The organism is Pseudomonas sp. 58 R 3 (genome assembly GCF_900006605.1).
Classification (GTDB): domain Bacteria; phylum Pseudomonadota; class Gammaproteobacteria; order Pseudomonadales; family Pseudomonadaceae; genus Aquipseudomonas; species Aquipseudomonas salomonii.
The window spans coordinates 317,749-331,078 of the sequence record NZ_CVTT01000065.1 but is presented as its reverse complement, the minus strand read 5'-3'; the positions used below and the strand labels follow the sequence as shown (position 1 = coordinate 331,078).

The 13,330-nt window shown below is 60.9% G+C and carries 13 protein-coding genes; 10 read left to right on the top strand and 3 right to left on the bottom strand.

Annotation, left to right across the window (positions count from 1 at the left end; genetic code table 11):
• Positions 1-3 precede the first annotated feature (3 nt).
• The 4 genes from BFP92_RS22625 (at position 4) to BFP92_RS22610 (ending at position 3,215) form a co-directional block, all read left to right on the top strand.
• Entirely contained in the window at positions 4-993 is a 990-nt protein-coding gene (locus BFP92_RS22625; protein WP_065931191.1) for a hypothetical protein, read from the top strand.
• A gap of 2 nt (positions 994-995) precedes the next feature.
• Positions 996-1,352, top strand: a complete 357-nt coding sequence (locus BFP92_RS22620) for a hypothetical protein (protein WP_065931167.1) — start codon at positions 996-998, stop codon at positions 1,350-1,352.
• Between the two features lie 100 nt (positions 1,353-1,452).
• Positions 1,453-1,635 (top strand): hypothetical protein, encoded by a 183-nt coding sequence (locus BFP92_RS22615; protein WP_239694303.1) that lies wholly within the window; start codon positions 1,453-1,455, stop codon positions 1,633-1,635.
• A gap of 137 nt (positions 1,636-1,772) precedes the next feature.
• Entirely contained in the window at positions 1,773-3,215 is a 1,443-nt protein-coding gene (locus tag BFP92_RS22610) for a hypothetical protein (RefSeq protein ID WP_065931166.1), read from the top strand.
• A gap of 50 nt (positions 3,216-3,265) precedes the next feature.
• On the opposite strand, the gene BFP92_RS22605 is transcribed toward BFP92_RS22610, so the two are convergent.
• Complete coding sequence (locus BFP92_RS22605) at positions 3,266-4,366, bottom strand: SMP-30/gluconolactonase/LRE family protein (RefSeq protein WP_065931165.1); 1,101 nt, start codon at positions 4,364-4,366, stop codon at positions 3,266-3,268.
• A 2-nt stretch (positions 4,367-4,368) separates the two neighbouring features.
• Positions 4,369-5,040, bottom strand: a complete 672-nt coding sequence (locus BFP92_RS22600) for a sterol desaturase family protein (RefSeq protein ID WP_065931164.1) — start codon at positions 5,038-5,040, stop codon at positions 4,369-4,371.
• Between the two features lie 321 nt (positions 5,041-5,361).
• Between BFP92_RS22600 and BFP92_RS22595 the strand changes: the two genes are divergently transcribed.
• The 6 genes from BFP92_RS22595 to BFP92_RS22570 all read left to right on the top strand — a co-directional run bounded on the left by BFP92_RS22595 (position 5,362) and on the right by BFP92_RS22570 (position 12,320).
• Complete coding sequence (locus BFP92_RS22595) at positions 5,362-6,285, top strand: substrate-binding domain-containing protein (protein WP_056861330.1); 924 nt, start codon at positions 5,362-5,364, stop codon at positions 6,283-6,285.
• 63 nt (positions 6,286-6,348) lie between these two features.
• Positions 6,349-7,857: a sugar ABC transporter ATP-binding protein gene (locus tag BFP92_RS22590; protein ID WP_065931163.1), complete on the top strand. Its 1,509-nt coding sequence runs from the start codon at positions 6,349-6,351 to the stop codon at positions 7,855-7,857.
• Positions 7,823-8,815 carry an ABC transporter permease gene (locus BFP92_RS22585; protein ID WP_065931162.1) on the top strand — a complete coding sequence of 331 codons (993 nt, stop codon included), beginning with the start codon at positions 7,823-7,825 and terminating at the stop codon, positions 8,813-8,815. The genes BFP92_RS22590 and BFP92_RS22585 overlap by 35 nt, the downstream gene beginning before the upstream one ends.
• Before the next feature lie 26 nt (positions 8,816-8,841).
• A complete protein-coding gene (locus BFP92_RS22580) occupies positions 8,842-9,921 on the top strand; it encodes an alcohol dehydrogenase catalytic domain-containing protein (protein ID WP_065931161.1) in 1,080 nt (359 codons plus the stop codon).
• Positions 9,922-9,924: 3 nt separating this feature from the next.
• Positions 9,925-11,457, top strand: a complete 1,533-nt coding sequence (locus BFP92_RS22575) for an FGGY-family carbohydrate kinase (RefSeq protein WP_065931160.1) — start codon at positions 9,925-9,927, stop codon at positions 11,455-11,457.
• A gap of 137 nt (positions 11,458-11,594) precedes the next feature.
• Positions 11,595-12,320: an SDR family oxidoreductase gene (locus BFP92_RS22570; RefSeq protein WP_065931159.1), complete on the top strand. Its 726-nt coding sequence runs from the start codon at positions 11,595-11,597 to the stop codon at positions 12,318-12,320.
• Here BFP92_RS22570 and BFP92_RS22565 read toward each other — a convergent pair.
• The gene (locus BFP92_RS22565; protein WP_065931190.1) at positions 12,317-13,321 is read right to left on the bottom strand and encodes a LacI family DNA-binding transcriptional regulator; all 1,005 of its coding nucleotides are present in this window, start codon (positions 13,319-13,321) and stop codon (positions 12,317-12,319) included. The two genes, BFP92_RS22570 and BFP92_RS22565, sit on opposite strands and share 4 nt — an antisense overlap.
• Between the last annotated feature and the right edge of the window lie 9 nt (positions 13,322-13,330).

Here is a 13,330-nt window from a genome sequence, read left to right as displayed (position 1 = left end):
GGCATGGCGCAGGGATTTATCAATGACCGCACAACGGACTACAACAGTCTGAAATCCAGGGCGATGGGCGGGGCGCCAAATCGTCAGCGTTCTGATCACTTTGACGTGTTGAACCGGCACTTGCGTACTGGCCTGGTGACTCCTGGGCAACTGGTGATTATCCCTGACGACTTCAGCTTCAGCTGCCGCAGTGAAGAAGCCTGGTTGATGCGTTATGGCGAGCAGATCCGCTGGCGGCTGGAGCCATCGGCCGGCTCGGCAGTGATCAATAACTACGACTTGCTGCAGAGTTTGCTGGCGAATGGCTCGATCGGTATCGGCAGCGCCACGTCGGCGTGGGCGCGGCATCTGGATGAGGTGGCGCAGACCCTGGAGGCGATTGAGCGCTTGCATCAGAGGTTGAAGGGCGGTGGGTTGGACAGGGGTGAGTTTGCTCGCCAGCGCCAAGGGCTGTTTCGGCAGCTGGATGGGCAACTGCAAGGCGCGGCGCGGTTTGGCACGGGGCTGCGGGGCAATCAATCGTTGAAGAAGGTGTTGGGGATTTCGACCAGAAGCTACCTGCATAAAGGTGAGATTGCGGGGTATGCGCAGCGGGTCGGGGACGTGGCGCAGGTGTCGAAGTGGTTGGGGAAGGGGACTTATGTGGGGTTGGCCATGGATGTGGGGGTGACAGGATTGGAGGTCAAGGAGGCGTGTATGACGGGAAGGGAGGCGCAGTGCAGAAGGGCGAAGTATGTGGAGAGTGGGCGGTTGGTAGGCGGGGTAGTGGGCGCGGCTGGCGGCGGTATTTTAGGCGCTGAATTAACGCGTCGCGCATGCACCTTTTTTTTGGGTATTGCGACTAGAGGGAGCGGCGCCCTGAGTTGCGGAGTAATTGGCGGTGCTGCGGGAGGATATTTAGGCGGCAGTAAAGTCGGTGATGGTGGGGCGTGGTTGGGCGGTACGATCATAGAAAACGATGGTGATTTGATATTCCAGCCGGAGGGCGCTTAACCATGGATTATTTTCTCGTCTATACCGCTGTGATGGTTGTTGGAACGTTCATCGTTTTGGGGCTGATGCTATTTGCTGGCTGCACAAAGCTCGAAGCACTCGAAAGCTACTTCAGTGAAAACGCAGAGGTGCGCAAATATCAGCAACGCTGGCGACCTAACCAGCGGTTCGTCAGGTTCAATCGCATGGGCCTGATGATTGACATTCTTCGCAGGCCTAAACACTCCGTGAAAGAAGGTCTTGTGACCGAGGCTGAATTAGCCGCCATTCCATTAACACTCAAGCGTTGGGCCGTTTGGCCCTATCGCCTTGTGATGTTTTGGTCGATCAGTTGGGGCTATTGGGGCACTTGGCTGTAGACGCAAAGGATTTGAGATCAAAGAGGCGTGTGGAAACGGGAGGGTTGGTGGCAATAAACGTTTTTGGAGACGAAAGGAGTGGATAGACAGGCAGTACCGCATGTTGCTGATTTTTGAGTTCCTGTCCGATTCAACGCGCCACGTGAAAGCCGGTGTTGTGACCGAGGACGAACTGGCGTCTGTGCCTTTGGCGCTCAAACGTTGGGTGGTATGGCCTTATTACCTGGGGGTTTATCTGGCTGATCACAACCGTGGTCTGGTCCGTTTGGCGCAGGTGGGGTGACCTACCTATTTGAAGGAGGTTAATTTTTTTCTAAAAAATACTGTTCATGCATACAGTATTGTTCTACATTCCATCCCAGGTGACCGGATGTCACCGCTCACCTGAGCATCAATTTTTTAACTATGGATGGATAAAAAATGAAACCAACCAAAGCTCTTATGCTGGGCGCGGCCATGATGGCTTCCTGCTTTATCTCGGCCTCTGCCCTGGCCGATCTGAACCTTCCCAAACTCACCCCCGGCACGGTCAGCCAAAGCGAGATTGACGCGCTCAAACCTGGCGGCACGCTCACTGCGGTGCCGATGTCGGAGGCGCTGCGGCAAAAGCTGCTGGATGCACGGGACGGCAAGGCCAAGGCGGTTACCAAGGCTGCCAAATCCGCACCGTTCAACACCGTTATCGGCACGTTGAAAAAGCCGAGTCAGAGCGAGCTGAAAAGTGCCGCGGTCGCCGACTTTGTTCCGCTGTTTCCGACCCTGGATATCAACACCCTCTACACCATCAGCGAAGTGCAAACGGGCCAGGATTTCCCTTACCACTTCAACCTGCCAAAAAGCGCGCGGGTGCTGGTGCAGTTGATCAACCAGAGTGCCGGCGCCGACATGTCGCTGAGCCTGTTCCGCGATGACGGCCAAGGCAACCTGCAACTGCTGGCCACCGCCGATAACGCCGGCAATGCCGATGAATACATCGACGGCGTGCTGCCGGCCGGTGACTACTACTGGTACATGGTGGCCAAGACCGCAACCAATGCGCAGTTCAGTTTTGGCGTGGCGGCAGACACCAACATCGATGCCTTCGAGCCCAACGACACGGCGCAAGATGCTTTTGCGCTGCCGGACACCATGAACAAGGTGAGCGGCAACCTCGACAACGCCAACGACGTCGATTACTTCGACTTCAAGGCCGTGCGTGGCCAGGCCGTGAGCATGTACCTGGCAGGCGATGAGAGTGGCAGCCGTAACCAGTGGATCTTCGAGCGCTTTGATGGCGTCAACTGGATCGTCGTGCCAGCCGGCTCTACCTCCACTTACCCGAGCGTCACGCCGGGTACCACCGTCAAGGTGCGTGTGCGGGCCAACCCGGCCGTGACGCAGGACCCGAGCAAGTACTACAAATTGAGCCTCGGCTCTGCGCCACGCCTGAATAGCTCGCAGGTAACCGGTGACAACATCGTGCGGGTGCCGGCATCGATATTCTGGATGGCGACTCAGGCGGGGCGCACATTGAACTGGACCACCAACTGGTCCGATTCCACGGGTGCGCCACTGCTCGGCGTCACACCTGTGCTGCGTGTCGACAAACGCTTTGAGGGCACCGAGTTCCATTGGACCGACTTCAAGGCCACTACCAACAGTGCCGGCACGTCCCAGGCCAGTGCCGCGCTCGGTACCTGCTTTGGCGATAACCGCGTGCAGTACCCGGACAGCAGCACCGGCGTGCAGTACACCTGGGACACCACCTTCAACTTCGGCGGCTGGCGTATTGAGCTGGACGAGTTCCCGGGCGTGGGTGTCGGCGGTGACAATGTGCAATATGTGACCTTTGGGCACATCTGCACCCAAAACATCATCCATTGATACCGTGATGTAAATCAGAAGGGGCAGCCTGAACAGGCTGCCCCTTTTTGTTATTCGCCGGCCAGCGCCAGCTTCAACGGCAGGCGCGCCATGCTGGTGCTCGTGAGCGAGCCCAGGTACAACCAGTCGCCGTATTCGCGTGCGGTAGTGACCGGCGAGTAATTGCCCGCACTGCCATCCTGCAAGTTGGCGATGACCTTGCCATCGGTGTCCAGCCCCAGCACAAAGGCTTTGCGCTCGATGGGCTTGGGCACCACCATCAGTGCGCGCACCATCACCTTGCGTAACAGTGGGTAGCCGGCGAAACCGTCAAGCAACGGGTTGCGTGGCGAATACAGGGCGACCCAGAAGCGATCGCGCCCGTTGAAACTGAGGTTGTCCGGCAGGCCCGGCAGGTTGTCGATAAACAGGTCATGGGTGCCGCTGCGCTCGCCCTTGAGCCAGTAAAGGCTGATGCGGTAGGCGCCGGTTTCATTCACCAGTACGTAGTTTTCATCCGGGCCCAGGGTCACACCATTGGCAAATTGCAGCCGGTCCAGTAACACCTCGGTGCGGCCGTTGCTGAAGTCATAGCGCAGCAACCGGCCGTCGCCGCCATGCTCGATCACCGCTGTGCCGTCCTGGCCGTAGCCCCAGCGGCTCGATGCGTCGCTGAAGTAGGCATAGTGCCCGCCGGCGTCGACGGTCACATCGTCGGTGAGACCAAAGGGCACGCCGTCAGCGCTGCTGCTCAACAGTTTGAGTTGACGGTTGGCATCCAAGGCGAGCAACCCTTTTACCCCGTCGGCAATGATCAAGCGCCCATCCGGGTGTAACGCCAGGCCGAGCGGGCGGCCGCCGGTGTTGGCGAGCACCTCCAGGGTGTGGCTGTTTGGCGAGGTGCGGATAATGCGCCCGTCCTGCAGGCCGCTGATCAGAAAACCCTGGGGGTCGAGCAGCAAGGCTTCGGGGCCGGCGATGTCCTGGGCGCCGATTTTTTCAATGCCCTTGAGCCGCTGGTTCTCGGCGTAGGCGCCGTTTTTCAGCGAGGGCGCCGTGGGCGGCGACCAGTTCACCGGTTGCACGTTGGTCGGCATCAGCAGCAGAAAAGCGATGACTGCAAGCAGCAGTACGAACAGCAAGTGGCGCAATTTTTTGGGACGGGTACTCATGACTATTCCTGGTTGTCGTGGGCGTTCGGTTCCCAGTGCAGGGTGCCGAACAGGTAATCCATCAGCGGTAGGACGATATTGAAATTGCGCCCCTGCATCAGCTCACGGCGATGGTGCAGGGCGTGCAACTGATGCATCTGGCGAATCCATGGCAGGCGCGCCACCGGGTGCTCGGCGGGCAAGTGCTCGCAGGCGTGAAACACTTCGTAAAGTAAATACCCAAGGATCATGCACCCGGCAAACAGTCCGGCGACGTTGGGGCTCAATTGTTTGAGCAGCCACCAGGCGGGCAGGGTGATCGCCAGGCTGTGCAGCACGATCAGCCAGGCCGGGAACAGAATCACCCGCCAGTCTCGCGGGCTGTCGTAGGTCATGTGGCCGGGGGTAAAAAAGCTGTGGTGGTCACCCGTGTGCCGCGCATAGAACAGCCGGGCCAGGCTGTGTTTGTGATGACCCAGGTGGCGGTGCACGAGGTAGATGCACAGGTTGAAGAACACCAGCGTCAGCGGCACGGTCAGCCACTGGAGCGCGGTGATGTGCGCGGTGGAGGACCAGGCCAGGGCGATGCAGATGATGCCGTAGCCGAGCACGAAACCGGCGTGCAGCCAGGGGTTGTAACGGGCGCTCACGGCGGCGCGGTAGCCGGCGCGGAAGGTCTCGGTGGGGTGGGCCATGGCGGCACGCTCGGGTTTTTTGTTGGAGCCTGAGCTTAGTTGGTACGCGAGATAGTGCGAGTTTTTGCGCGGTACGTGGTTCAAGTGTGGGAGCTGGCTTGTGTGGAAACAGGCTTTTGTGGGAGCTGGCTTGCCTGCGATGCAGACACCTCGGTGTGTCAGGTAGAGCGAGTAGATGCTATCGCAGGCAAGCCAGTTCCCACACTTGAACCGTGGGCGACCAACGGGGGCTTGCACAGCCCCCATTTACTTGTTAGCTTCTCGCAAAATGTTAACGATAACATTTGCTCTAAAAATAAAAACAAAACAGAGAACCACGCCATGAAAATGCTCCCGAAAACCCTGTGTTTACTGGCTGTCAGCATCACCCTCGGCGCCACCACTACAGCGTTTGCCGACGCCGCCAAACCGATCCGCATCGGCGCCTCCTTCCAGGAAATCAACAACCCCTATTTCGTCACTATGAAAAACGCCCTGGAAGAAGCCGGCGCGACTATCGGTGCGAAGCTGATCATCACCGATGCCCGCCATGACGTGTCCAAGCAGGTCAGCGATGTCGAAGACATGCTGCAAAAGGGCATCGATATCCTGCTGATCAACCCCACCGACTCGGTCGGCGTGCAATCGGCGGTCAAATCTGCCCACGCTGCGGGTGTGGTGGTGGTCGCAGTGGACGCCCAGGCCGACGGCCCGTTGGACTCCTTCGTCGGTTCGAAAAACTTCGACGCCGGCTTCCAGGCCTGCGAATACCTGGCCAAGAACATCGGCGACAAAGGTAATATCGCGATCCTCGACGGCATCGCCGTGGTGCCGATCCTTGAGCGTGTGCGCGGCTGCAAAGAGGCGGTGGCCAAGCACCCGGACATCAAGATTGTCAGCATCCAGAACGGCAAGCAGGAACGTGACCAGGCGCTGACCGTCACCGAAAACATGCTGCAGGCCCAGCCGGGTCTCAAGGGCATCTTCAGCGTGAATGACAACGGCTCGCTCGGCGCCCTGTCGGCCATCGAAGCCAGCGGCCTGGACGTGAAACTGGTCAGCGTCGACGGCGCGCCGGAAGCCATCAAGGCGATCCAGAAGCCCGGCAGCAAGTTCATCGCCACCTCGGCGCAATACCCGCGCGATCAGATTCGCCTGGCCCTGGGCATCGCCCTGGCCAAGAAGTGGGGCTCGCAAGTGCCGGCCACCATTCCCGTCGACATCACTTTGATCGACCAGGCCAAGGCCAAGGATTTCAGCTGGTAAATCGCCCCGGCCCCACGTGAACCGTGGGGCTTGAGGTCTCCTTCTGAATACGAGGTCGGCGGTATGAGCAGTCTTCTGAAGCTGGAAAATATCTGTAAGCGCTACCCGGGCGTACAGGCCCTCAAGTCCATCAACCTGCAGGTCGAGCGCGGCGAAATCCATGCGTTGCTGGGTGAAAATGGCGCGGGCAAGTCGACCCTGATGAAGATCCTCGGCGGTGTCGAGCATCAGGACGAAGGGCAAATTTTGATCGACGGCCAGGCGCAAAAATTTGCCACTTACCGCGACGCGATCGCTGCCGGTATTGGCATCGTGTTCCAGGAATTCAGCCTGATTCCCTACCTCACGGCGGTGGAAAACATCTTCCTCGGCCATGAGCTCAGCAACCGCTTCGGCCTGCTGCGCAAGCGGAAAATGGTCGAGGCCAGCCAGGCGTTATTCAAGCGCCTGGGTGTGAGTATCGACCTGCAATGCGCGGTCAAGCACCTGAGCGTGGCCGAGCAGCAATTCGTCGAAATTGCCAAGGCCCTGGCCCTGGATGCACGCCTGTTGGTACTCGATGAACCGACCGCCACCCTCACACCCAGCGAAGCCGAACTGCTGTTCGAGATCATGCGCGAACTCAAGCGCCAGGGCGTGGCGGTGATTTTTATCTCTCACCACCTGGAGGAGATTTTCCAGGTGTGCGACCGCATCAGCGTATTGCGCGATGGCGGTAACGTCGGCGTGACCGATGTGGCCGACAGTGATATCGACCGGCTCGTCGAAATGATGGTCGGCCGCCGCCTGGAAAACAGTTTTCCACCCAAACCCACGAAAGACCGTGGCCCGCTGTTGCTGGAGGTCAAGGACATCCAGTTGGTACGCAATGGCCCGCACAACAGCTTTCAGCTGCACAAGGGCGAGATCCTCGGCTTTGCCGGGCTGGTCGGCTCCGGTCGTACCGAGCTGGCGCTGGGCATGATGGGCGCGCTGCCGTCGGTGAGCAAAAACGTGTGGTTGCGCGGCGAGAAAGTCACCCTCAATGACCCGGCGCAGGCTCTGGCCCACGGCATCGGCCTGCTGCCGGAAAGCCGCAAGAGCGAAGGGCTGATCACCGATTTCAGCATTCGCGAAAACATCTCCCTGAACAACCTGCCCAAGTACCAGAACGCCTCGGGCCTGATCAACAAGGCCAAGGAATGCGCCGGCGTTGAGGCGTTGATGCGCCAGCTGTCGATCAAGGCGCCCAGCGGCGAAAGCCGGGTGTTCAACCTCAGTGGCGGCAACCAGCAAAAGGTTGTGATCGCACGCTGGATCAACCACCACTGCGACGTGCTGGTGTTCGATGAACCCACACGCGGCATCGACGTCGGCGCCAAGGCGCAGATCTACGCGCTGATGCGCAGCCTCACCGAACAAGGCTACGCGATCATCATGATTTCTTCCGAACTGCCCGAAGTCATCGGCATGTGCGACCGCGTCGCCGTGTTCCACAAGGGCGCCATCGTCAAGCTGCTGGAAGCGGCCGCCGTCAACCCACAAGAGGTCATGCGCCATGCAACAGGGGGCTCAAGTGAATATGTCCGTTAATACCGGCGACACCAGCCGACTGCGCCTGAACCTGGCGCGGCTGGTGCGCTCGCCGGCGTTTTATCCCTTCGTGGGGTTGGTGGTGGTGACCCTGGTGATGATCTTCGCCAGCGATAACTTCCTCACCACCAGCAACCTGTCGAACATTGCGCGCCAGGTGTCGATCAACGCGATTATCGCGGTGGGCATGACCTGCGTGATTCTCACCGGTGGCATCGACCTGTCGGTAGGCCCGGTGATGGCGCTGTCGGGCACCTTGACCGCAGGGCTGATGGTCGCAGGCCTGCCGCCGGGCCTGGCGATTGGCGCCGGCCTGCTGATCGGCGTGGCCTTCGGCATCGGCAATGGCGTGTTCGTCGCCTACCTGCACATGCCGCCGATCATCGTCACCCTGGCGACCATGGGCATCGCCCGTGGCCTGGGCCTGATGTACACCGACGGCTACCCGATTTCGGGGTTGCCGGAGTGGTTCGGTTTCTTCGGCCGCCAGAGCCTGTTCGGCGTCGACGTGCCGATCCTGATCATGCTGGTCACCTACTTTGCCGCCTATGTGTTGCTGCAACACACGCGTATCGGCCGCTACATCTACGCCATCGGCGGCAATGAAGAAGCGGTGCGTTTGTCGGGCGTACGGGCGGCGCGCTTCAAGTTGCTGGTGTACGGCATCAGCGGCCTGACCGCAGCGATTGCCGGGCTGGTGCTCACCTCACGCTTGATGAGCGGCCAGCCGAATGCCGGTGTGTCGTTCGAGCTGGATGCGATTGCGGCCGTGGTACTCGGCGGTGCGTCGATTGCCGGCGGGCGCGGGGTGATTGTCGGCACCTTGCTCGGCGCCATGCTGCTGGGCGTACTCAATAACGGTTTGAACATGCTCGGGGTCTCGCCCTACGTCCAGAGCGTGATCAAGGGCGGGATCATTTTGCTGGCGATTTTCATCAGCCGTCAGCGCCATAAATAAACACCTGACAAGAAAGGACCGAACACATGGACAAGCACACCGAGATGCAAGCCGTCGTCTGCCACGGCCCCAAAGACTACCGCCTGGAGCGCATCGGCAAACCCAAGGCGCGCCCCAATGAACTGGTGATCCGCATTGCCGCCTGCGGCATCTGCGCCAGCGACTGCAAATGCCATTCCGGCGCGGCGATGTTCTGGGGCGGCGACAACCCGTGGGTCAAGGCGCCGGTGGTGCCGGGCCACGAGTTTTTCGGCTACGTGGAGGAAGTGGGCGAGGGCGCCGGCGAGCACTTTGAGGTGGCGGTGGGCGACAAGGTGATCGCCGAGCAGATCGTACCGTGCGGCAAGTGCCGCTTCTGCAAGTCGGGCAAGTACTGGATGTGCGAAGTGCACAATATCTTCGGCTTCCAGCGAGAAGTCGCCGAAGGCGGCATGGCCCAGTACATGCGCATCCCCAAGACTGCCATCGTGCACAGGATTCCCGAGTCGGTGTCGCTGGAAGACTCGGCGCTGGTGGAGCCGATGGCGTGTTCGATCCACACCGTCAACCGTGGCGAAATCCAGCTCGACGACGTGGTGGTGATCGCCGGTGCCGGGACGCTGGGGCTGTGCATGGTTCAGGTCGCCGCGCTGAAAACCCCGAAAAAACTGGTGGTGATCGACATGGTCGACGAGCGCCTGGAACTGGCCAAGCAGTTCGGCGCCGACGTGGTGATCAACCCGTCCCGCGACAATGCCCGCGAGATCATCAATGGCCTCACCGATAACTATGGTTGCGACGTGTACATCGAAACCACCGGCGTGCCGGCGGGCGTGACCCAAGGCCTGGACCTGATCCGCAAGCTCGGGCGTTTTGTCGAGTTCAGTGTGTTTGGCGCCGAAACCAGCGTCGACTGGTCGATCATCGGCGACCGCAAGGAGCTGGACGTGCGCGGCGCGCATCTGGGCCCGTATTGCTACCCGATCGCTATCGACCTGTTCGAGCGCGGCCTGGTGACGTCCAAGGGCATCGTGACCCATGACTTCCCGCTGGATGATTTCGCCGAGGCCTTTGCGTTGGCCAACTCGACCAAGTCGATCAAGGTGCTGTTGAAGCCGGTGATTTGATCTATGAACTATGTAATGGGTGTCGATATAGGAACCCAGAGCACCAAGGCGCTGCTGGTGGATGGTCAAGGTACGATCATTGCCCAGCACAGCCAGGGGTATCGCGTCGATACCCCGAAAGTGCGCTGGGCCGAGCAATGGCCGCAGGTGTGGCTGGAGGCGGTCGAGGCGTGTGTGGCGCAGTGCATGGCCAAGTCCGGCGTGGCGGCCGGGCAGGTCAACGCGCTGTGCATCAGTAGCCTGTACGGCGGTTCGGGAATTGCCGTGGACGCTCAGATCACGCCGCTGCACCCGTGCCTGATCTGGATGGACCGCCGCGCGGGCGAGCAGGTGGCGTGGGTGCGTGAGCACCTGGATCTGGAGCGCTTGTTCGAAATCACCGGCAACTCGGTGGACAGCTACTACGGCTTCACCAAGATGCTCTGGCTCAAGCAGCATCAGCCGCAGGTGTGGGCTGACACGCGCTACCTGCTGCCGCCCAACAGCTATATCAACTGGTGCCTTACCGGCGAATTGGCGGTGGACCATAGCAGCGCCGGCAATATCGGCGGGGTCTATGACGTGAAGGCGCGCGGCTGGTCCGCCGAGATGCTCGCTGCGCTGGGCATTCCACAGGCCATGATGCCCGAGCGGTTGGTGTACTCCGGTGAGGTGGTGGGCGGTTTGCTCGAAAGCTGGGCCACGCGCCTGGGCTTGCAGGCCGGTACGCCAATCCTGGCCGGCGGTGTGGATGCAGCCATGGCGACGCTGGCGGCGGGTGTTACGCAGCCGGGCAACCATGTGGCGATGATCGGCACCAGCATGTGCTGGGGTTACTTGAACCAGCACGTGGACGCACACCACGGGTTAGTGAGCATGCCGCATGTCTACAACGGCCGTCGGGACCTGTACATCTTTGGCGGCGCGATCACCGCCGGGGCGTCGGTCAGCTGGTTTCGCGAGCAGTTCTGCCAGGCCGAAGAACAGCAGGCCCAGGCCAGCGGCCAGGACAGCCTGGTGTTGCTGGAACAGAGCGCCACCCAGGTGCCGGCGGGCAGCGAAGGTTTGTTGTTTTTGCCGTACCTGATGGGCGAACGCAGCCCGGTGTGGGATGACCGCGCCAGTGGCAGTTTCGTCGGGCTGAACCTGTACCACAGCCGTATTCACCTGTACCGCGCGGTGCTTGAAGGCGTGAGTTTTGCCCTGCGCCACAACATTGAAGCCGGTACCCAGGGCGCACATTCACTGGACCCACGCTTGATTGTGGTGGGCGGCGCGAGCCATTCGGATTTGTGGATGCAGATTATTGCCGATGTCACCCGCTACCCGGTTTACACCATCGTGCAGGAGGTGGAAGCGGCCTTGGGCGCGGCGTTGCTGGCGGCGCATACGGTGGGGTTGGTGAGTGATGACCAGATGGACAAAGGCTGGGTGCAGCTGGAACTGCGGGCGCAGCCCAAACGCGAGAATGTCATGACGTATGACCGGGCGTTTGCCGAGTACTTGAAGCTGTATCCAGCCCTCAAACCGATCATGCACAACCTGCAAACCAACTGAATTCACGCGGTCCAAAAGTGGGAGCGGGCTTGCTCGCGAATGCGGTGTGTCAGTCACTTCATCTATAACTGACCCACCGCATTCGCGAGCAAGCCCGCTCCCACACTGGATCTCCACTTTTTTCGAGACTGTGATCCATGACCACCACCTTCAACTTCACCCGCCAGCGCATCCTCGTCACCGGCGCCAGCAGCGGCATCGGTCGCGAAATCGCCCAACAGCTGATCGCCGCCGGTGCCGACGTCTTCGCCCTCGGCCGCGACGCGCAAGCCTTGGCACAGCTGGGCTGCAACAGCTTATGCGTGGATATCGCCGACAGCATCGGCCTGGATAAAGCCCTGGCCGACTTGCCGCCACTGCATGGCCTGGTCAACTGCGCCGGCATCTCACGCCTGGAACCCGCCGCTGCCATCAGTGCGCAGGCGTTCGATCAGGTCATGCAGGTCAACGCCCGCGCCGCCGCACAAGTCGCCAGCCGAGTGGCGGCAAAAATGATCGAAGCCAATATCTCCGGCAGCATCGTCAATGTCTCAAGCCAGGCCTCGCTGGTGGCGCTGGACGATCACCTCGGCTACTGCGCGTCCAAGGCCGCACTGGACGCGATCACCCGCGTGCAGTGCGCCGAGTGGGGGCGCTTTGGCATTCGTGTGAACAGCGTCAATCCCACGGTCACACTCACGCCCATGGCGACCAAGGCCTGGTCTGACCCGGCCAAACGCGACCCGGCGCTGGCGGCCATTCCGTTGGGGCGTTTCGCACAAACCGTGGAAGTCGCGCTGCCGGTGCTGTTCCTGCTCAGCGATGCCGCCAGCATGATCAGCGGCGTGAGCCTGCCGATCGATGGGGGCTACACCAGCCGCTAGCCGTTTTCCAGCACGCCGGCGATCACCACTTTGTCCCGTGGCTTGTGCGGGTCCTGCAAGCGGTCAAGCAGCAGGCGTACCGCGCTGCTGCCGGCGAGTGAGGCGTCGTGGGCCACGCAGGCGATCGGCACGCCGAAGATATCGGCGAAGGGCAGGCGGTCGATGCCGCAGATGGTCAGGCTGTCGTGGGCGATGTTGTGCATGCGCAAGGCACGCAGGGCGCCGAGGGTGATCAGCTGGTTAAAACCCATGATCGCATCGGGCGCGGCCTGCTCGGCCAGGTAATCGAGGGTGTGCAGGTAAGACGGCATCAGCGTGTAGTCGCCGGCCTGCACTTCGACCTGAATATGGGGGTGCTCAGCCAGCACTTCGCGCAGGCCCTTGAGGCGTTCCACGGTGATACGTGAATGCTCCGGGCCGGTCAGTACCAGCAGACGTTTAAGGTCGGGTGTCTGGCGCAACAGGTAGTGCGCGGCCTGGATGCCGCTGTGGTAGTTGTCGAGCACCACGCGGCTGAACGGGCTGTCGTGGAGCGTGCGGTCGAGCAGCACCACCGGGGTTTTGCCGTTGCCCAGGCGCTCCAGGTAGTCGGGTTGGTAGCTGGGCTCGTCGGAGACCGGCGACAAGATGATGCCCGCCACGCGATAGCCCAGCAGAGTATCGACGGCTTTGCTTTCGAGCTCTTCCAGCTCATCGGTGTCCACCAGCATGATGGTGTAGCCGTGCTTTTTCGCCTCGCGGGAAATCGCCTTGATCATCTCACTGTAAAACGGGTTGTCGACTGAGGCTGTGATCACGCCGATGATCAGGCTTTCACTGCGCTTGAGCCCGCGTGCGAAGGCATTGGGCACGTAGTCCAGCTCGCGCGCGACCTCGAGAATGCGCGCCAGGGTGGCGGGCTTGACCAGGTCGGGCTTGCTCAGTGCGCGGGACACCGTGATGGTGGTCATGCCCACCCGTTTGGCGATGTCGCTGATGGTGACGGACTTTTTCTTGTTCATCGGTAAGGC

Excerpts from the sequence above, each read along its gene's own strand:
- BFP92_RS22625 (WP_065931191.1), top strand. The coding sequence starts at position 4 with ATGGCGCAGGGATTTATCAATGACCGCACAACGGACTACAACAGTCTG.
- BFP92_RS22620 (WP_065931167.1), top strand. The coding sequence starts at position 996 with ATGGATTATTTTCTCGTCTATACCGCTGTGATGGTTGTTGGAACGTTC.
- BFP92_RS22615 (WP_239694303.1), top strand. The coding sequence starts at position 1,453 with ATGTTGCTGATTTTTGAGTTCCTGTCCGATTCAACGCGCCACGTGAAA.
- BFP92_RS22610 (WP_065931166.1), top strand. The coding sequence starts at position 1,773 with ATGAAACCAACCAAAGCTCTTATGCTGGGCGCGGCCATGATGGCTTCC.
- BFP92_RS22605 (WP_065931165.1), bottom strand. The coding sequence starts at position 4,366 with ATGAGTACCCGTCCCAAAAAATTGCGCCACTTGCTGTTCGTACTGCTG.
- BFP92_RS22600 (WP_065931164.1), bottom strand. The coding sequence starts at position 5,040 with ATGGCCCACCCCACCGAGACCTTCCGCGCCGGCTACCGCGCCGCCGTG.
- BFP92_RS22595 (WP_056861330.1), top strand. The coding sequence starts at position 5,362 with ATGAAAATGCTCCCGAAAACCCTGTGTTTACTGGCTGTCAGCATCACC.
- BFP92_RS22590 (WP_065931163.1), top strand. The coding sequence starts at position 6,349 with ATGAGCAGTCTTCTGAAGCTGGAAAATATCTGTAAGCGCTACCCGGGC.
- BFP92_RS22585 (WP_065931162.1), top strand. The coding sequence starts at position 7,823 with ATGCAACAGGGGGCTCAAGTGAATATGTCCGTTAATACCGGCGACACC.
- BFP92_RS22580 (WP_065931161.1), top strand. The coding sequence starts at position 8,842 with ATGGACAAGCACACCGAGATGCAAGCCGTCGTCTGCCACGGCCCCAAA.
- BFP92_RS22575 (WP_065931160.1), top strand. The coding sequence starts at position 9,925 with ATGAACTATGTAATGGGTGTCGATATAGGAACCCAGAGCACCAAGGCG.
- BFP92_RS22570 (WP_065931159.1), top strand. The coding sequence starts at position 11,595 with ATGACCACCACCTTCAACTTCACCCGCCAGCGCATCCTCGTCACCGGC.
- BFP92_RS22565 (WP_065931190.1), bottom strand. The coding sequence starts at position 13,321 with ATGAACAAGAAAAAGTCCGTCACCATCAGCGACATCGCCAAACGGGTG.